This window comes from Terrisphaera buseokensis, from assembly GCF_047521145.2.
Lineage (GTDB): Bacteria > Verrucomicrobiota > Verrucomicrobiia > Opitutales > Opitutaceae > ER46.
Genome location: NZ_CM134186.1, coordinates 5,590,295 through 5,610,058, shown reverse-complemented (window position 1 = coordinate 5,610,058; position 19,764 = coordinate 5,590,295). Strand labels below are relative to the sequence as shown.

At 64.4% G+C, this 19,764-nt stretch carries 10 protein-coding genes; 3 read left to right on the top strand and 7 right to left on the bottom strand.

Annotation, left to right across the window (positions count from 1 at the left end):
• The first annotated feature begins 228 nt into the window (after positions 1-228).
• From ACLJEU_RS21110 to ACLJEU_RS21100, 3 genes are all read left to right on the top strand, one after another.
• On the top strand, positions 229-792 hold the full coding sequence (locus ACLJEU_RS21110) for an RNA polymerase sigma factor (protein WP_457795286.1): 564 nt from the start codon (positions 229-231) through the stop codon (positions 790-792).
• Entirely contained in the window at positions 789-1,820 is a 1,032-nt protein-coding gene (locus ACLJEU_RS21105) for a FecR family protein (protein ID WP_414663340.1), read from the top strand. Before ACLJEU_RS21110 ends, ACLJEU_RS21105 begins: the two co-directional genes overlap by 4 nt.
• 143 nt (positions 1,821-1,963) lie before the next feature.
• The gene (locus tag ACLJEU_RS21100) at positions 1,964-4,633 is read left to right on the top strand and encodes a TonB-dependent siderophore receptor (protein WP_414663339.1); all 2,670 of its coding nucleotides are present in this window, start codon (positions 1,964-1,966) and stop codon (positions 4,631-4,633) included.
• Between the two features lie 457 nt (positions 4,634-5,090).
• Here ACLJEU_RS21100 and ACLJEU_RS21095 read toward each other — a convergent pair whose 3' ends face one another.
• From ACLJEU_RS21095 to ACLJEU_RS21065, 7 genes are all read right to left on the bottom strand, one after another.
• Entirely contained in the window at positions 5,091-8,177 is a 3,087-nt protein-coding gene (locus tag ACLJEU_RS21095; protein WP_414663338.1) for a TonB-dependent receptor plug domain-containing protein, read from the bottom strand.
• A gap of 549 nt (positions 8,178-8,726) precedes the next feature.
• Complete coding sequence (locus ACLJEU_RS21090) at positions 8,727-10,199, bottom strand: hypothetical protein (RefSeq protein ID WP_414663337.1); 1,473 nt, start codon at positions 10,197-10,199, stop codon at positions 8,727-8,729.
• Positions 10,200-10,814: 615 nt separating this feature from the next.
• The gene (locus tag ACLJEU_RS21085; RefSeq protein WP_414663336.1) at positions 10,815-12,158 is read right to left on the bottom strand and encodes a pectate lyase family protein; all 1,344 of its coding nucleotides are present in this window, start codon (positions 12,156-12,158) and stop codon (positions 10,815-10,817) included.
• Positions 12,159-12,272: 114 nt separating this feature from the next.
• Complete coding sequence (locus ACLJEU_RS21080) at positions 12,273-12,956, bottom strand: hypothetical protein (RefSeq protein WP_414663335.1); 684 nt, start codon at positions 12,954-12,956, stop codon at positions 12,273-12,275.
• Positions 12,957-13,369: 413 nt separating this feature from the next.
• Positions 13,370-16,507 (bottom strand): TonB-dependent receptor, encoded by a 3,138-nt coding sequence (locus ACLJEU_RS21075; RefSeq protein ID WP_414663334.1) that lies wholly within the window; start codon positions 16,505-16,507, stop codon positions 13,370-13,372.
• A 162-nt stretch (positions 16,508-16,669) separates the two neighbouring features.
• Positions 16,670-18,328, bottom strand: coding sequence for a glycoside hydrolase family 43 protein (locus tag ACLJEU_RS21070; RefSeq protein ID WP_414663333.1), 1,659 nt, complete (start codon positions 18,326-18,328; stop codon positions 16,670-16,672).
• 26 nt (positions 18,329-18,354) lie between these two features.
• On the bottom strand, positions 18,355-19,734 hold the full coding sequence (locus tag ACLJEU_RS21065) for an MFS transporter (protein WP_414663332.1): 1,380 nt from the start codon (positions 19,732-19,734) through the stop codon (positions 18,355-18,357).
• Positions 19,735-19,764: the final 30 nt, after the last annotated feature.

Sequence of the window (19,764 nt, the reverse complement as noted above, 5' to 3'; positions counted from 1 at the left end):
TGTGACGGGGAGAACACGTTTGCTCCCGGATGGACGCGTTGCTGATTCCGAGGCAAGCGGAGCGTTCCGGATTCCGGACGTGTTCCGAGTGCGGCCCGCCTGGGCTACGACGCAGCCAACCGACACATGGGTTAGTTCTTTTTTGGAAACTTTCTGAGGTCCGCGATAACGCTCGACAGCTCCAACGCCGGTTCAAATCGTCGCGCTACCGTTCGCGTTTCCTGCGCGATGCACCCCATGCCCCCGACCGATCAGGCCCGTTGGTTTTCCGCGCACGTTCAGCCCTATGAACCCGCACTGAGAGCCTACTTGCAGAAGCGCTTTCCGGCCCTCCCCGATCACGATGATCTCCTGCAGGAAACCTATGTGCGGACCCTTCGGGCCTATGAAGGTGGCCGTGTCACCCACGCCAAGGCCTTCCTTTTCACCACCGCCCGTAATGCGGCCATCGATCTCTTCCGCCGCCGCCGCGGCCAGGATCACGAGGCGCTCTGCGAATTTTCCGCCCTGCCGATGATCGACGAGGCACCCGATCTCGGAGAGGCGTTGGAGCGTGAACGACGGTTGGAACTGCTCCTCGAGGCGATTCTGGGCCTGCCGGAACGCTGCCGCCAGGTAATGATGCTCCGTCACCTCGACGGTCTCGCCTACAAGGAAATTGCCGAGCGCCTCGGCATCTCGCCGGAAACCGTGAAGGTTCACATGATCAAGGGCGTGAAAGACTGCACTCGTTTCTTCCACCAGTGCGGCCTGCTTGGCACTGAAACACCGTCCGCCCGCGTCGCGTCATGAATCCCTGGCCCACTGGTCTCTCTCCGCAGGATGACGCGATCGACACGGCCGCGGCCGAATGGCTCATTGAACGTGAGGAAGGCTTCCGACCTGATCGGGCCGCTGAATTTGCGGCGTGGCGCGCCACGGATCCCCGGCACGAGGCCGCGGTCGCCCGCACTGAGGCTGCACTCGGCCTGCTCGCGGAAATGCCGGTCGTGCGCGGACCGCTCGAAGCCCGGCTCGCCGAAGAAACCAAGGTCGTCCGTCCCGCCATTTTCCGTCCGGGGGTCTGGGCGGCCGGCCTGGCCGCTGCACTCACGATGGCGGGAGCGTTGTGGTGGCTGGCTCCTTCCCGTGGTGAAGCAATCGGGCACTATGCCACGGCTCCCACCCGGCAGCAGGAGATTGCCCTCTTCGATGGCTCGGTGGTGAATCTCAACGTCAGCACTGACCTGCAGGTCGTCCTCACGCCCAACCGGCGGCAGGTCACGCTCAACGCGGGTGAAGCCCACTTCGCCGTGGCTCATGACGCGGACCGTCCCTTTGTCGTCACCGCCGCCGGAGTCTCCGTCCGTGCGGTCGGCACCGCGTTTAGCGTCCGGCTCGGCCACGGCGGCGTCGAGATCCTCGTGACCGAGGGGAGGGTGGCCGTCACGCGTGACCATCCCGCCTCCCCGCCGGCCACGGTGCTGCCGGCCGGGCGCCCGTTGCTGGAAGCCGGCGAGCGCACTCACATCGCGCGGGACGCCGCCCCCGCCGTCGCGACAATCGAGCGTGTATCAGCTGACGCATTACAGGACGCGGTCCGCTGGCACAGCCGCGTGATGACCTTTTCCGATCTCCCGCTGCGGGACGCCCTCCTCCTCTTCAATCGGCGCAACGTCCAGCAGCTCTCTCTGGCCGAACCGGCTTTGGGCGAACGCAAGATTGGCGGCACCTTTGCCGCCGACCAGGTCGAAGCGTTTGTGCGCCTGCTCGCCCAGGACGGCGATATCGCCGTGGATCGCCCCGACGCCACCCGGATCGTATTGCGCCGCGCGCCGTGAAGCGGGGCGACAGCGCAGCGCGTTACGCCGCAGTCCCGGCCGGGAGCCGGGCTCGACGGACCCGGCAGCGGAGCCCGAATCGCGCCGCCGCACTAACCCATTTGATCGGACGCTGCGTTATAGGGGCAGTTCGGCTACTCCTCATGACGCCTCGTCTCACCACTCCGTCCCGCCTCGCCACCAGCGCTCTGTGCTGTGCGGTGGCCGTGTCGGCAGTGCAGGGCGCGACGGCCGTCGAGCAGAAGCGGAGCTATGACCTCCCCGCGGGCGACGCCGCCACGACCCTCAACCAGTTTGCCGGAGCCTCCGGTCAACAGATCATTTTCATGATGGATAAGGTCAAGGGCGAGCGGACCAACGCCATCGCCGGCAACTATGCCGCGCGTGAAGCCTTGGAACGCATGCTGGCTGGCACCGGCCTGATCGCCACGCGCGATCCGGCCACGGGTGCATTCGTCGTCAGCCGCAAACGCGCGCAGGGGGCGGTCGGACCTGTTTCCGATCAAGAACCCAAACCCAAGACCGATCCCATGAAACCCTCCCGCAACGCCCTCGCTCTCGCTGTCGGCTGGCTCCTCGCCGGCGCCGGCCTGCAAGCCCAGACGGCACCCGCCGCGACGGCTGCCACCGACGAGACCATCCTGCTCAGCAAGTTCACCGTCAGCACGACGAATGACAAAGGCTATCGCGCCAGCAACTCCGTCTCGGCCACGCGCATTGACACACCGATCAAGGATCTGCCGTTTGCCGTCAGTGCCTTTACCGAACAATTTCTGGCCGACATCGGGACGCGCGATCTCACGGACGTGTTGAAGTTCGCCCCGGCTGTCACCAGCGGCTCCGAAGGTTTCTCCAACGGCAATGCCTTCATGATGGTGCGCGGCTTCCAGTCGGTGCCGCAGCGCAACGGCCTCTACAGCCCGCTGTACGTGGACGGTTCGATCATTCAGCGCGTGGAGATCGTGAAAGGTCCCGCCTCTCTCTTCTACGGCCAGATCGCCCCGGGCGGTGTCGTCAACTACATCACCAAACGCGCGCAGGAAAAGCCGTTCGGCTCGGTCACCGCGCAGATCGGCAGTTACGACTACGCCCGCGTGCAGCTCGACGTGAATCAACCCGTCGTTACACAGCGCGCTTTTCTCCGCTTCAACACCGCGTGGGAAAACCTTGAGCGCTACGTGGACAAGGTGAAGGGCGACCTTCTCGTCATGAACCCAAACCTCACGGTGAAGGTGACGGACAACTCCACGCTCAACGTCGACTACCAATGGTATCGCCGCAACGAGACGCCCCAGGCACTCATGCGCCAGAGCATCCTCATTCCGCTGAACGGCTTTTCCTACTTCGGCCATTACGCGATCGACGACCGGCGCTACAACGCCACCAGCGTGTTCGACTACAAGAACACCGACCTTGAGACACTTACCGCCGACTACGTCGTCCGTCATGGCAAGGATTGGAACACCCGCGTCGTTTATGACTGGGACAAGAGCATGCAGAAGATGAAGCAGACGGGCCGCGGTGACGTGACCATTCTGCTTCCCGCCAGCTTCCTCGCGACGATTCCCACCACGTTTCAAGCGGCCAGCCTGTTTCTGAACGAAAAACTTCCGTCGGATCTCTCCACGCTGGCGACCGGCTCGCAGAACGTCCGTCGCATGCGTTATGAAGCCAATTACACGCAGCGTCGCACCTTCCAGATCGAGACCGCTGGCAAGATTCAGTTCAGCGGTTTCACCTGGAAGCCCCTCTTCGGCTATCAGCGCAACACCGGCATCACCCAGATCTACCAGTCTCAGCTCGCGCCTGCGCTGTGGGCTCCCGCGTGGAACATCTTCGATCGCCGCACGTGGATTGACACCGATTCGCCGGTCACCTCATGGCCGGTCAACAACAACACCTTCAGCCGCTTTGAGAATCTTGGCGCCTACTCCGCCAACCAGCTTTCGCTGCTGGACGACCGCCTGGTCTTTGTCGGCGGCCTGCGCTGGTCGAAGTCCAAGGCGCAAGCCACCCAGGCCCTGACGGGCGTCGCCGGAAACTCCTTCGAGACGAAGCGGGCCACGCCGCAGCTGGGTGGCGGGTACAAACTCCGGCGCGATCTCATGGTCTACGGCAGCTACAGCGAGTCCTTTGTCGCCGCCAACTCGATGCTTGCGACCAAGGGCATCGCCGACCGCGTCGCGGAACCCTTCCTCGGCAGCGGTTACGAGGCCGGCCTCAAGGCCGACTTCTTCGACGGCCGTCTTTCCGGCAATCTCGCCTACTTCAATAACGAGCAGAAGAACTACATCTTCAGCTATGTTGAATTCAGTCCCACCGGCGTGACCCTCAGCACCCAGGTGCAGGCGGGCAATGTCGTGAAGAGTGACGGCGCCGAACTCGAACTCACCTATTCGCCCACCAACGAGCTGCAGTTCTATTTCAGTGCCAGCCACGCCACGACGAAGTATACCGCCATCGCGTCGCCCGACGTGAAGTATCTCCTCGGGACCGCGCCCCAGTACACCGCCCGCGACCGCGCCAATCTTTGGACGCGCTACAGTTTCCAGGACAAGAGCGCCCGCGGCTTCTGGGTCGGTGCCGGCTTCAACTACACCGGCAAGAAGGCTGAAATCTCCAACAACCCGTGGCTCTATCTGCCGGCCCAAACCGTGTTCGATGCCGTCGCAGGCTATGATTGGAAGACCGGCGGCAACAAATGGTCGGCAAAGCTGACCTGGAAGAACGTCACCGACGAGGACGAGATTCAAACCGTCCGCGAGCGAGGCCAGCCTTCGCGTATCATCGCCGATATTACGGTTCGATTCTGAGCGGCCGTCGAAAAACGTTTCAGCCTGGCTGATGGAGTCAGGCTGAAACACCTCGCCGCGCTGACTTTCCCTCAGCCCAAGTTGGCCGCCTTTGACCCGCAAGCCCCCGGGCCGTCCCAGGCAGCCACGCAGAAGAACAAGAATAGCTGAGTGCAGCAGCCCGGGGTATGCTGTCAGGTTGAAACTGGCGACAAGACTGAAACCAATCGCTCCTTTGCCTTTGGACTTCTGGATCGATCTTGGCTACGAGCGCCAGCGAGTGGCCACGGCTAAAGTCCAAAGGCAAAGGGGCGATTGGTATGAGCGGAAAAATTGCGGGACGGCTTTGCTCCTGGTTGGACTGGTTTCTGAATGCGAGTCGGGCGAGCCCGATCCGGCTTTGCCGCACGCATGCTTCAAGCGGACGAGTGCAGCAGGGGGATCGCGGCCCTCGTGAGATTGCAGCAGGGTGGCTCCCTTAAAACTCAATCGAGCCGCTGAGCACAAAATTGCGTCCGCCCGCCAGACTGTAACGACTCACCACGGGTTGACCGTCGCCACGATCGACTTTGACGATCGGATGGAGGTCGTCTTCGCCGGTGAGATTGTCCACATTGAGCTGCGCGCGGCAGTTGTATCGCTTCAACACTTTGAAACGATAGCTCGCGAATGCGCCCAGCATGTTCACGTCGTCGCCCAGGTAGGGGCGGTTGGCATCGAAGAGACCGGGGTTGCCCGGAAGGTACGGATACCCGACGACCAGGGCCTTGCTCCACTGGTACGTGGCGCCCACGCCCCAGTTCTTCAGCCGGCCTTCGACAAAGTCGTAGGCGGTGGAAAGTCGGGCCGTGTAACGGGGCTGCCGTGCATCCGCCCGGCCCTCGAGACTCTTCGAGCGCGTCAGCACATTCTGGATATCGTCAAGCCACTGCGTGATCGAACTGCCTCCGGTGGTTTCGTTCGCGTAGGCCGCGTATTTTCCGCCCGCGGCAAAGAGGGCCCGCGCCTGGGCCAGAAATTCACGCTCGAACCCGCCGACATTTGACGCGGCGGTTCGCTGACGACTCAGGTTCGCGGTCACGCGCCAGTTGCGCAGGGGGTTGGCGGTCACGGTGAATTCGTAGCCTTTCGACTCGTTGTCATTCAGGTTCCGATAGTTGTTGTTCCACGGATAGGTGGTCGAAAGCCAGTAGGGATCATCCGGCAGCAGGTTCGCCATCCGTGATCGAATGGCCGCACGTCCCGTGTCGATGCTCCCGGCAGGACCGGAACGAAGTTGAGTCGTGGCGAGGTTCGCGGTGGTGGTCGTGAAGTAGGAGAAGCTGCCACTGATCCGGCCATCCCACAGCCGGTATTTGATGCCATAGTCACGCCCCTTGCCCTCGGAGTTCGGCAGGGTGTTGCCGAAGATGTCGAGCAGGCCCCCGGCGGCCGGCTGAAAGTTGTTCGATTGGTTGTACGTCAATCCGATCCAGTTGAGGGGATACGCGACCACGCCCTGGGTGCGGGTGCTGCCGGACTTGCGCACGGCGTTCACGGATTTGACCGGTGTATCCAGAATGTTTTTCACGTAGCCGCCACCCGCGGCATTGATCGCGGCCGCAGGCGGGTTCCAGGTCGCGGAACGATCGTTGCGCCAGCCAAAGGTCGTGATGAGCCGCTCCTGCAGCAGCACGTTTTGCATCACCACCATCTTCGAATTGATTTCCTGCAGCGACCGCGTGCTGCTGTTGACCACCCAGGCCGGCGCGAGCCCGGTGGCATCGGGGGCCGGCTTGGCCGAACCGTCGAACAGCAGATGCGGATAGCGCGGATACAGATCGGGAAACGCCCAGGTCTCCGGCTTCTGCGGGTCCAGGTAGTTGATCACCGCCACCATGTTGTTCGCCGATTGGATGTTGGTGGTGCCGGCCGCAGGAAACTGGGGCACGCCAGCCATGGCGGCGTTGTTCGTGTTGCGCAGAAAGGCGAAGTGCTGGACGAAATCGGCGCTCGTTTTTTCCACGAGGCCGGCGAAGTTGTGATAACCGAGCCATTCGCCCCACCGGCTTTTCACATGGCGTTTGAAATCGAGCTTGTAGGAAGCCGTGGCGCGGTAGGTCGTATCAATATAGCGCTGCTCATAGGAGGTCGGCTGGTCGTTGATGACAAAGTAGCGGTTGTAGTTGGGATTGGTGAACGTCGACCCGTTGATGCCCAGCAGCGTGGGGTTTTTGTCGATGAAGATGTTGTCCACGTTCTGCGACGAATAGTCATTGATGGCGGCGATGTGTTGTCGGCTGTAGACGGCTTCGATGAATAGATCGCGGCCGATGGACTGTTCGACCGAGACGAGGTGGTTGTCGAAGTCCTGCACCAGGCGATTACCGTGGCCGAGCACATTGGCGGTGTAGGGAATCGGGGCGTTCAACAGGGTGGGAGAGCGCTCCCCCGTCGCGCCATATTGGAACGGCCGGATGGGATAGATGAGACCGTTCATGTTGAGCGGCGAAATGGGCAGCGCGACGGAGCCACCAAAGGTCAGCCCCGCGTAGGGAAAATTGCGCGGCACCGCAAAACCGGCGGAGCCCAGCAGGCCGAGATAACCGGAGGGCGCGGCCCCGACCACGCCGGGGGCCGAGGGGCCGACGCCGTAGACGGCTCCCGGCGTCGCCGGAGTGCCGGTCGCGTTGTTCACCGCTCCATTCCGCAGCTGCGCGGGTATCTCCTGGCGGCCCGCCTGAATCCACGGCGTGAGGCCGTCGGCCGCGGGCCAGGGCCGCACGTTCAACGCGTCGTAGTGCCCCTTCTCCGCGGAGGCGCGCACGGTCGTGGAACGAAACGGATTGGCGGTTAACGCGCCATAGATGCGGTCCGATTTGCGATCGGAAGGTTTGCGATCGGTCTCGCGGTTTTCATGGAGGCCGGCGATTCGCACGGCGAGTCGCTTGGCCACCACCTGCTTGTTGAGATCGAAAGTGGCCCGGCTGCTGTCGTTCGTGTCGAAGCGAAAGCCGACGTTGTTGGCATCCCTGTACTGCGCGCGTTTGGAGACGCTGTTGACGATGCCGGCGGGGTCGCCGATGCCAAAGAGGATGGAGTTGGGGCCACGTGCGAACGAGAAGCGTTCCACGTTATACGCGTCTTCATAGACCCGGTACTTGATGAAGTCGCGACTGGCGGACGTGACGAGATTGCCGCGGACATAATACGAGATGCCGAAGAGCGAATTGTTGCCGGTCGAGTCGCCGCTCAGGCCGCCTCCGAAGTACGACGCCGAATTCGGGACGAAGTTGATCAAGTCCTGCATGTTCGTCAGGGCGAGATCCTGAATCAGCGCGGCCGTCACGTCAGTGACCGCCGCACCGACAAACCGGCTCGGCGTGGAAAGACGGGTGCCGGAGAGCGTTTCACCGGCCTCGTATCCGCGATCCTTTGACGTGGAGACCTCAAAGGGGGAAAGGGCGATGACATCGGAGCTGACTTCGTTGGCCGTCGGCGACTGCGCCAAGACCGTCGGCGCGTTCGTCAGGATAACTACAACCGACAGCAAGCAGGCTATCGTGGGGATGTATCGGGGCTTCATGAATCGGATGGGCTGAGTGCAACGGTGCGATCGCGGGTGGCGGCGAGAGCGATGATTAACGGGGAGGCAGAGGTGAGCCGTCTTGACCGAAGGCCGTTGCGATCGTCCGGGAGGCGGATTTCGGAGCACGGCATGAGGCTGGGCGAAAACTCTGAGGGAGAAGCCAAAGGGGAGGAACCGGTCCCGCGGAGGCGGGAGCGAACCGGGGACGAAAAGCGGGGCGAGCTAGGAATCGTTTCCTTAAACTGTCAACCTCGCCGGCCTGTCTCCTGGCCTGAATTGATACCGCGCGCGCTGACCCGGGCTAAAGGAGAGGCCTCCTCAAACGCTAGGCAGGCCGAGGGGGCAGGCGCTGCTCAGATGGACTTAATCGGATCACGCACCTAGGCGCATCGCGATACGCTCAACCGCTGAGGGCCGCTCACGCTGTCTGTAACCAGCATGCCGCGGACTCGTTCCTGATTGAGATCGAACGCCGCTCGTCGCTGGCGACGTGAGCCGAGCCGCGCGGATCAGCAGAGCGGGCGGCCGCTCCTCCCAGTGTCGGCGTCAACGGGCTTCAACGACCCGCACCTTCGCCGCGAACACGGCGTCGGGAGAGACGCGAGCCTTCTTGCCGCTGGTCGTGGTGAGGTTGCGGAGGTTGACCTGCTGGGTCGGGCGGTAGGCGAACGGCGGTGTTGCCGCGCCCGTCTTCGCGCCATCCGGGTCCGTGAAAAGATACGGCCCGGCGTAATCCTTCGGGTGATTGCGGTCGTCGATGACAAGTCCGTCGATCGTGATCTCCCGCGGCATGAAGCACGGGTAGCCGAAATCATGCTGGCCGTCGTTGCTCGCATTGAGCAGGTGCGGTTGGACCGCCGCGCCGCAGCCGGGTATCCAGCGGCTGTTGCGAATCACGATCGTGCCCTCCCACGTGCTGCCGTAGTCGCTGCGCAACGTGATCAGGGAGCGGCCGTTCAGCGTGGAGTTCTCGACCGTCAAGGAGCCGCGCCCGACGGCATTCAGGCCCGCGTGGCCGAGGGTGCATCCACGAATCGTATACGTGCCGGACACGCCCTGATGCGTGTCCATCCGGGACAGGGTGCAGTTCTCGAGCAGGATGTTCTTGCAGAAATTCGTCCCGATCACGCCCCAGAGCGTCGGGTCGCAGATGGCTTCCATGCGGACGCCGACCAGCGTGAAGTTGACGACCTCGTTGGCCGTGAGGTCGTAGGTGCCCATGCTCACCGGTTTGCCGGCGGAACCGATCGTGGTGTAGGTGCGGTGGCCCGTGACGAAGCAGTCGCGCAGCGTGACGTTGGCACAGCGATTCACCTCGAGAAATCCGCCGTAGGGCTGGCCCACCTCTGCCTCACCGACGACGTGATGCGTCAGGCCTTCCACGGTGGTGTTCGATCGGGTGATGGTGATATTTCGTGACCAGTAACTGTAGCCCTTCTCCGCCTTGAGGCGATTGGCGGTGGTGGTGAAGACTCCGCCCTTGATCACCAGCGTCCGTTCATCGATCGGCCGGGCCTCGACGCGCGTGATCGTTTCGTAGTTCCCGTCGATGTCTCCCTCGATGGTGCCGTCGCGCCGCAGGATGAAGCAGTCGCGTTCCGGCGTGCCGCTGTTCTGGTTGAGGCCGCGCCGGATGTAGACGCGCTTGCGGCTGTTCTCGACTCGTACCCAGCAGTCGCGTGGTGGACGGATTTCGAGCGTGTGTTGATCGCGCGTGAGGCGCGGGATCGCCAGCGTCACCGGCTCGAGCAGCGAGCGCACGGCGAAGATCGAGGTGCGGGAATTCTCGACGTCCGTGTCGTCGATCACGAAGCGGGACTTGCTCCAGTTGACGTCGGTGGCGATGACCGCCGTGAGCGCGCGACGTCCGAGATGGTAGGTGGCGCCAGGCTTGGTCTCGACGGTCAGGCCGTGCGTATTGGCGAATGCGTGGGCTGCGACGATGGCCGGAAGATCATCCGCCTTGCCATCGCCGACGGCACCGAACGCCTCGTAGGAAACCGGGCGATCGGTGGGCACGGGAGGTTTGATTTCCGTCGCCGCGAAGACCGCGGTCGTGTCAGTCGAGAAAAGGAGCAGCGCAATCAATCGCGCCGTTCTGGCCAAGCCCGTGATATGGCGTCGCGCCCGCTGTGCCCCGCCGGGCGTAAGGCGTGAGCAAATGGAAGAATGCGACGGCACCCGGGGCACGTTGAGCCATGCAGGGAACACGCAAGGCAAGGGATTCATGAAGTGCCGAGACCCTACGCGGAGTCGGGCAAGGGGTCACGTCGCAACTCGCCACCGGCGCGACTCCGTCCGCCGTGCGCCCCGGCGCGCGCTCTCAGGGCGAGGCGTACTGGCGGGCGCGGAGCGCATCGTAACGCGGGCGGTGCGCCGGGAAGTCCGCGATCAGGACCAGCAAGTCCTCGCCGACGACATTGCAAGCGGCGACGGCGTCGGTGATTTTCCCAGCCCGGCGTGGAATAAGGTTCGCCTGCGACGCGACGCGAGACGCACCCGGAGAACAGCAGCGCGCCTGCGACGATGATCGCAGGCAGCGCGAGTCGCGTCGGGGTGGTCGCGCGCGAGCGCACGACAGGCGGATCGACGGTCAGATCGACGATCATGCAGTCACGCTTCGACGGACCTGCCTCATTTCGTCGCGCCTGAGGAAAAGGTCGCCAGCCACGCGTCCACCCCGGTCGTCGGTACCGTCAGCGTCCGCTGCGTCATCGCCGGGCGCGGGTAGCCGCCGACCTGCTCCTGGCTGTCGATGATCCGGCCTTTGCCCTCGCGCACTTGGCGGACGATGCGTTGATCCACTTCGTCGCGATCCCAAGGGCGCGCGCCGGCGTTTTTCAGCACCGACTCCTTCACGTCCGCCGCGGCCAGCGCCTTGAGTCCCGCCGGCCACACGGGTGAGGCGGCGAGGAGTTTCACGCCCACGGTTTTCGAGTCCTTCGTTGTGATCACGAATGGCTCCACCGGTTTGCCGGCGCGATCGCGCGTGAGGTTGTCGGCAAGAAACAATTCCAGGGGACCGTCGCCACCGACCATCACCAGCGCCATGCCGTCCTTCGAATCGGGACCGCAGTGAAGCACGTTGCCCACGGCCGCCATCTGGCCGTTGACGTAGCCGTGGCCGGTCCACTCCGAGGCGATGAGGCCGTAGTGCAGCGCCTTGCGGCCGGGATTATCGATCAGGTTGTTGACGATGACGCCCTGGACGCCGCCCTTGAAAAGTGGGTTTCGCTCCACGTTGGAGGCATACAGATTACCGATGATCGAAATCCGCTGCGCGTTGTCGTGAATGAGGCTGCCCTTGGAGTGTTCGCCCTTCGCATGCGCCGAGTTGCTCAACCCTTCCGCGATGATGCAGTGGCTGAACGTGACATCGTGCGACGTGCGCGACCGCCACGCGTCGACGTTGGCACCGCCGTCAAAGCGCGGCCCGGATGCGCTGAGGTTTTCGTCGGTGCCCCAGGCCAGCGAACAATGATCGACGACCACATTCCATGCGGAGGTGGTCGCCATGCTGTCGACTTCCCAGCCGCTCTTTTTGGCGCGACCCACGTCGCCGGCGCGCACGCGAATGTGCTGGATGACGACATCGTGAGTCGAGATTCCCACGCCACCGCGGATGATCGAAATGCCCGGGCTGGGTGCGGTCTGGCCGGCGATGGTGAGGAACGGCTCCGTGATTTTGAGCACCGACGCGTTCAAATCGATCACGCCGCCGACTTCGAACACGACAAGTCGCGGTCCCTTCATCCGTACCGCATCAGCCAGCGAGCCTGGCCCGGAGGGATTGAGGTTGGTGACCTTGATGACGCGGCCGCCGCGCCCGCCGGGAGTCTCGGTGCCGAAACCCACCGCGCCTGGAAACGCTTTCGCGTCTGGGACTGCGGCGGACGTTACAGCGCGGCCGCCGCAAAACGAAGCCACGAGGAAAAGTGCGCAGGCCAGCTGCGAGCGAACCAAGCCGGGGTGAGTCATGGTGTCGCGAAGTTAAGCCATCGCACCGAGCCCGCCAAGCAGTTCCGCCCCATCTCATTTTTTGCGCACCCCGCTCACCTCGGCCGTGGCCTTCGCCTCGGGGAAGCGTTCACGTCATCCGCGCTTCGCGACCGACATCACCCACATCACCAGCCAAACGAGCGCTCCGAGCGACCCGACCAGCGCGACCAGCGCGACCTTTCTGACCAGAGTGCGCGAGTGGGTGGCTCGTTGCGCGAACCGCGCGGCGAGGCGCGCCACGTCGGCCTCCCTGTTTTCCGCCGCCGGCAGCCGATAGACCGCGAGCCGTGTGCTGTGGCGGGTCTGCGGCACCCGCTGCTGAATTTCCAACACCGGTCCGTTGAGCTGCACGACGGCGGATTTTTCCAACGGCTCGAACTCCGGGCCCACGCAAAAGGCATCGGCTGCGAGGATGACTTCGATCCCTGCAGCGGGAATCTCGGGTGGAAGCGGCAGTTCATTGGGCAGGGCCTGCGGACTCCGGGCCAGGGCGTCTGCCGCTTCGCGGCACAGCCGCCAGCGCTCGGGCTCAATCCGCCAGCGCGCGAGGACGCCCTCGCCGCGGACCAACCGATCATACCGTCGCACGACTCTCACGTGGTAAACGATCGTGAGCACTGTGGCCACCAACGACACTTTGAGTCCGATCACGCCGAGTATCACCTCGACGTTGCCGGGGCGGTTCAGGCGGGTCAGCCAGACCGCCACCAGCACCGCGATCGCACCGACGCCCGCTACGACCAGGGCCAGGTTTCTGCCGCGACGAGGATGACGCATGCGGAGAACTTGTGCGTGCCGCCCTCGCCGGTCGATCCCTGAGGAGCGCTCTGCCTGCGGCGATCCTGCCGCGGTGGAGTGCGCGGCAGAAACGTGGAACGCAGAGTGATGGGCTAGCCATGCAACGCGCACCAGCTCCTCCGTGAGCTCAGGTTTTACCCCGGGTGTCTTATACCGCGAACCGGCACGTCGTGATAAAAACAACGGTGCCCGGTGTTCTCCTCAGTTCCGCCGCCCGCGCCACGGCCTCCAACTTCCTCTGAAATCGGCAATACCATCAAGTTCGCGCCCTGGGCCGTGAAAGCCTTCGACCGCGAACGAGCTGAGAGCGCCGAGCTGAATGCGACCGGGGGCGGTCGCGGTCCCGGGGGCGGCAAGGATCATGCCATCGTTCCTTGCCGCACGGACCTGCCTTAGAACGTACCCTTGAGCCCGAAGGTCCACAGCGAGCCGTACGCGGTGCGCTGTCTGAACTGGGCGTGTTCCGGCGTGCTGGGGCCGTAAACCTGGATGTCGTCGGGCGCGTCGCCGACATTGCGCAGACTGGCGAAGAGCGCGAAGCGCTTGTAGAAATAGAACTCACCGTTGAGATCAAAATACAGGCGTTTCGACCACCACGTGTACGTGCCGCTTTCGATGCTGGTGTTGGGATTGCCGGCGGCCGCGATTTCACCGCGGCGCTGGTGGCTGCGATAATTCCAGTTCGCGCGCAGGTTGTAGCGTTCGCGGTTGAGGCTGACGCCCCAGCTCGCCGTTTTCGGAATGAACGCCGGGAAATTCGACGACGCCGGTCCGAGCAGTCGCTGCGCGCTGCCGTTCGCGAGCACCTGCACGCCACGCGCCCACTTCGGCAGAAACGTCAGCGCCTGCTTGTAGTTCACGTTGATGCCCTGCATGCGCACCGTGCTGTCGATGTTGTACTGCGTGACGACCGGGTATTGGCCGTAGACATTCGGATCGAGATTGTAGAGTTCGAGGAACTCCGGCGTCGCCACGAGCGTGGTGCTGCCGAAGAAATTCTCGAAATCGCGGCGAAACGCCCCGATCGAAAACTGGCCCACGCCCTCGAAATAATACTCGAGGCGCACGTTCACGGTGCGCGCGCTCCACGGCTTGATCGCGACATTGCTGACGGTGATCTGATCGGCGGGCGACGGATTCTCCGGGTCGGGCAGCGTAAGCCCGCCGGAGTATTGGTTGTAGTCGGGCCGGCCGATCGAGGTGAACACCGCGGCCCGCGCGATCAGGCTTTCCGTGACGTTGTAGCTCGCGTTCAGGCTGGGAAACCAGCGCAGGTATTCCTTCTCGGCCCGCGCGCCGCGGTCGATGAACGTGAGTTGCGACACCCCGAGCGCATTTGTCGCCGGGACGATCGGCAACGGCCGACCGTTGGCGCCCAACACGGGGCGGCCCTGGGCGTCGCGTTGGACATTGCGGCTCGGATCGGTCAGCGGGCCCTCGGCGTCGATGTTCGTCTGCTCCGCGCGCACGCCGCCCACCAGCTTCAGCCGGTTGTCGAGAAACTGGACGTCGGCGCGCAGGTACGCGGCCGACACCAGCTCCTCGGCGCGTTTGGAGAGATTGACCTCCGAGCGATACGAGGTGTTCGCGTTCGAGGTGAAAGCGGTCGGATTGGCGACCCAGTAGCCGAACAGTTTCTCGCTGCTGATGCCCTCGATCCGCGGGAAACCGTAGGGTGCGATGCGGCTGGAGAAACTCGGATCGATGAAGGGCGCGGCGCGATTGTCAGTGCCGGCGAACGTGTACGCCGGCGTGCTCGCACGCTGATCGCGGGCGGCCTGGCGAAAGTCGAGCCCGCTGCGCAGGGAAAGCGGAATCGAGCCGAAGAAGTCGCGTCGCAGATTGGTGTACAGCGTGCGCTTGGTGTCATCGGTCGCACGCGTGTTGCCGGACGCCGCCGTCACGACGTAACTGGACAACGAATACGGGTCGACCGGGTTGCCCGCGGCGTCGGTCACCGTGATGACCCGCGGCCGGAGATAGAAGATGTCGTTGAACGCCACCGTGACGCCCGGGCGATTGGCGGTGGTGGTGTCGAAAAAGCCCGAGCCCGTGTTGCGGTTGCGGTTCCCGGCGCGCGAGTACGAGAAGCCGGTGTCGCTCTTCCACACGGCGCCGTCGTGGCGCCAGATGATCGACGGCATGTAGGTGTAGTTCGAACGATCCGCGCCCGTCGTCACGAGCTGGACGTTGCCGGCCCCGGCGGCACCGCGGGTCGAGGTGGTGGTGAAGTCGCCGGCCGCGACGCGATTCACGTTAAACGTGAGCTGATTGTGGTTGATGAGGACGTCAAAGGTGGACGCCTGCAGTGAAAACGAGAAGCGGTCGGCCGGGGTGAGCTTGTAGTCGACCGTGGCGCCGAAGGAACTGCGCTTCGTATCTTTGCCGCTGTTACGCACGGAGAACGTGGTGAGGTACGGCCGGTCGAACGTCGTGTGGGGAAAGGCGGCGCCATTCGTGGCCGCCTGCGTGCCGCGCCAGGTGTTTTGGATCAGCGGCTCGCCGGAGTACTGCCGGTTGAAGCCGGCGGAGAGCGTGTAGCCGAAGCGCTTGCTGACCGGCGCGACGTACGAGAAGTCGGCGCCCGGATGAATTTTCCGCGTGGGATGCCGCGGGGCGGGCGTGCGGCCCCAGTCCCGGGCGTTGTCGCGCATCATCACGTACGTGCTCCAGTTGAAGAGCGGCCGCGCGCGCTCGAACGAACTGCGCGGCACCATGTTCACCGAGCCCGCGAGGGCGTTGCCCTGCGACTCCGGCGTCGGCGAGAACGACACTTCGATGCGGGAGAGATTGTTGATGGACACCTGATCGAGGCCGACCGAACGGTTCGTGCCGCCGGCGCCGCCGCCGACCGCGCTGGCCAGGCTGAAGCCGTCGATCGTGACCGGCACGTAGTCGCCGGGCACGCCATTGAGCGAAATCTCGCGGGCATTGCCGCCGGCGTAATCGATGTTCACGCCGGGCAGGAATTTCAGGAACTCCGCGACATTGCCTTCGGCGATATCACCAAATTCGTCGGTCGAAACCACGTTGCGCATGTTGGGCGCGAAGCGTTGCTCGTTGATCGCGCGCGCGGCGGCCGTCATCTCGCGCGAGGTCGCGACCACGAATTCGTCGAGCTTGATGGTCGCGCCGTCGGTGGGAACGGCCGCCGCCGTGCGGGTGGGGAGCGCGATGTCGTGCGCGGTGACGGTTCCGGCGGTCACGGTGACGCTGGACGTCTGTTGGCCAAGTCCGGTGAAAAACGCGCCCACCCGCACGACGCCGACCGGCACGTTGGTCAGCCGGTAGTTGCCATCGGCGTCGGTGAACGTCTCGAGCGTGGTGCCCTCGACCGTGATCCGCACGCGCTCGACGAACTCGCCCGTGGCCGGTTGTGAAACGCGGCCGGCGATCGTGCCGGTCCGGACTTCGGCCGAGCCCGCGGCCGGCGAAGGGGCGGCGCCCAGGAGCGGGACCGACGCAGCCAGGCACAGTCCGAAAACAAGGTGAGCGAACGCGAAGGAGTTTGGGTATCGCTGGGTAGTCATGGTCAAGGGGATTGGAACCGCGAACGAGCGCGCCGGTGAGCGCGGGGTTGAGTCGACTACGCAACCGGACGTGCGCACTGACTTCAACCAGAACGTTCGCGGTGGTCGTGGATGTGCGGTGATCGAATCAGCGCCGCCTACAGTTTCGACCACGGTCCGAACCTACGCCGTCACACGGAAGAAGCCGAAATCAACGTGGCCCGACGACTCCTGGTTCGGCGGACACGCCGCGAACAGGCCGACCTTGGCGCCGACCCAGCGGCCCGCGGTCGCCGGAAACTCATCTCCGAAGTTTGAATACGAGCCTTCGTCCAAGCTGAACGCGAAACGGCAGCGCGCGTCGCGGTCGATGCTCACCCGCAGGAAAATCCGCTGATCGATTGTGGCCACCGACGCTACATCGCGTTCCGCACCGCCCTTGTCCGCGTCCATGGCGACGCACTGGACGATCCGCAGGCCTGCGGGCGTCTTGCGCAGCCCGATCCACGCGTAGCTTGAGCCAAAGACGATCAGCCCTGCCTCCGTGCCTTCCGTTGCGCCGGAAAAGTCTACTCGCGTGATCGCGGTAAAAGCGGGGCCGGGAAATTTCTGCAGCAGGAGATTCGGCGCGTGGTAGCGGCTCGTCGCAGCGGGCGACGCCACCGCCTGCAGACGCAGCACACCCGGTTTCTCCGTAAGCGAATACCACGACGCGCGCGGGTTGGCCGGCCACTGCCATTGCAAGCCCAGTTGCGGCAAGTCGAACGTGTCGCTCGCGGCCAAGGTCGGTGAGTGAGCGGACGCCACCGGAGCGATGGCTGGTTTCTCGTGCACGAGGACGGGTTCACCGGTGGCTTCACCGGTCGCGACAGCCGTGCCGAGCTCGGGCCAGCCATCCTCACGCCAGGCGAGCGGTTGCAGATGGACGACGCGTCCAAACGCTCCGCGATCCTGAAAGTGCAGGAACCACGATTCACCGGCCGGCGTGTCGACCCACGCACCTTGGTGCGGGCCGTTTACGGTGGTGGCGCCTTGCGCGAGGACGATCCGACGTTCGTACGGGCCGCGAATGTGCTTCGAACGGTACACGGCCTGCGACCCCGTGGCGACGCCACCGACCGGGGCGAAGATCCAGTAAGTCGCGCCCCGCTTGTAGAGCTTCGGGCCTTCGAGCGTGTGCATGCCGTGGATGGCGTTGTTCTCGTCCACAATTACGACGCCGTCGCCATCGGTCACCTGCGAGCCGTCGGCGGAAAGTTGGTTGAGGGTCAGCAGATTGTTTTTCCCTGAGCGGCTTTTGGCCCAGCCGTGGACGAGATAAGCCTGGCCGTCGTCGTCCCAGAGCGGACACGGATCGATCAGGCCCTTGCCGCCCTTCACCAGCACGGGCTGCGACCACGCGCCGCGAGGATCGACCGCGGTGACGAGATACAGGCCGAAATCGGGATCGGGATAGTAGAGCCAGAATCGTCCCGCGTGATGGCGTAGTGACGGTGCCCATACGCCACCACCGTGGCGCGGCACGTCGAAGTGGCCGGCCGGAATGCCGGCAACCGTGCGCGGCGTCGGCTGGAGCGTCGAGCCGAGGACCGGCAGGGCATGATTGACGAGCGTCCAGTTGACCAGATCGCGCGAGTGCAGGATCGGCAGACCCGGGACGTGGGTGAAGCTCGACGACGTCAGCCAGTAGTCGTCACCGACGCGAATCGCGTCCGGATCGGAGTAGTCGGCGAAGAGCACGGGGTTCCGATAGCGGCCGTCGCCGAGATCCGGATACCACGGTGCGGCGGACACCGGTTCGACGGTGCGGCCGGCGAGGGGAGATGCGGAGTGGGGTGCCATGTCCGTGCGTGAAGGTGGAATCCCGTTCAACCCTTGCGCTCCGGTTCCAGGCGAGGCACGAGCAGCTGCACGGCGAGGAGAGAGAGCAGGTACATGCCGGAGAAGTACGCGAAGACCGTGACGTAGCTGCCGGTCTTCTGGAGAATCATGCCGGTGAAACCGTTGACGAAACCGCCGGTGAAGTAGGCCACGAAGCCCCCGAGCCCGATGACCGAGCTGATCGCATCGCGCGGCATCGTGTCGGAAACGACGCTGTAAAGATTGGCCGACCAGCCTTGGTGCGCGGAGCCCGCGAGGCCCACGATCAACACCGCGAGCCACACCGTTGGTGCGTACGGCGCGAGAAACACCGGCACGACCGCGAGCGCGCAAAGCAGCAGTGAGACCTTGCGTGCGGCGTTGACGCTCCAGCCGCGCCCGATGAGCCGCCCCGCGAGCCAGCCGCCGGCCACGCCGCCGATGGCCGCCAGGGCGAAAAACGCCGCCGTCCACCAGCCGACCTCCTGGGTGGCTAGGCCGAAGCGTTTGCCCAGGAAGTCAGGGACGAAGAACTGGTAGAAGCCCCACGCGGGCGCGGCGAGAATGCTCGCGATCACATACGCCCACACCGCGCGATAACGGAGCAGCGAGAGCCACGGTACCTTGATCGCCTTGGGCGCGGGTTGGGGCTGGCCCTGCCGGATGTACGCGAGCTCAGCAGCGGACAGGCGCGGGTGCTGTTCGGGCGCTTCGTAGATCCAACGCCACACGACGACCCAGACGAAGCCGATCGCGCCTGTAATGTAGAATGTCGTCTGCCAGCCGAATTTCGCGTAGAGCCACGGAACGCCGATCGGACAGACAATCGCACCGACGTTCGTGCCGGCGTTGAACAGTCCCGTGGCGAGCGCGCGCTCCTTCGCCGGATACCATTCCGCCACCGCCTTGATGGCGCCGGGAAAGTTACCGCCCTGGGTGAGGCCGAGCGCAATGCGCGCAAGCATGAAGCCCGCCGCGGTCATCGGCATCGACAACGTGAGCCAGACGACACCTTTCTCCGCCCACGAGAACCACGGGTAAGTCAGCGAGAATGTTTCCCCGACGCCGATGAAGCTGCACAACCCGTGCGCGCACGCGGCGCAGCTCCACAAAAAGACAAACGTCGGCAGGCCGCGTTTCACGCCCCAGCGGTCCATCAGCCGTCCGCCAAAGAGATAGCCGAAGGCATAGGCGAACGAAAACGCGGCGGTGATCCAGCCGTAGTCCGCGTCGCTCCAGCCCAGCTCGCGACAGAGTTCCTGCTTCAGGATCGCGAGCACGAGCCGGTCGACATAGTTCACGGCGACCGAAAAGAACAACAGGCTGCAGACGATCCAGCGGATGTTGCCGCCGGGAGCGGCGGAGGGCGGGGTGGGTGGTGGGTTCACGCGTGCGCGCGGTCGGCGTTCAACCTGTCC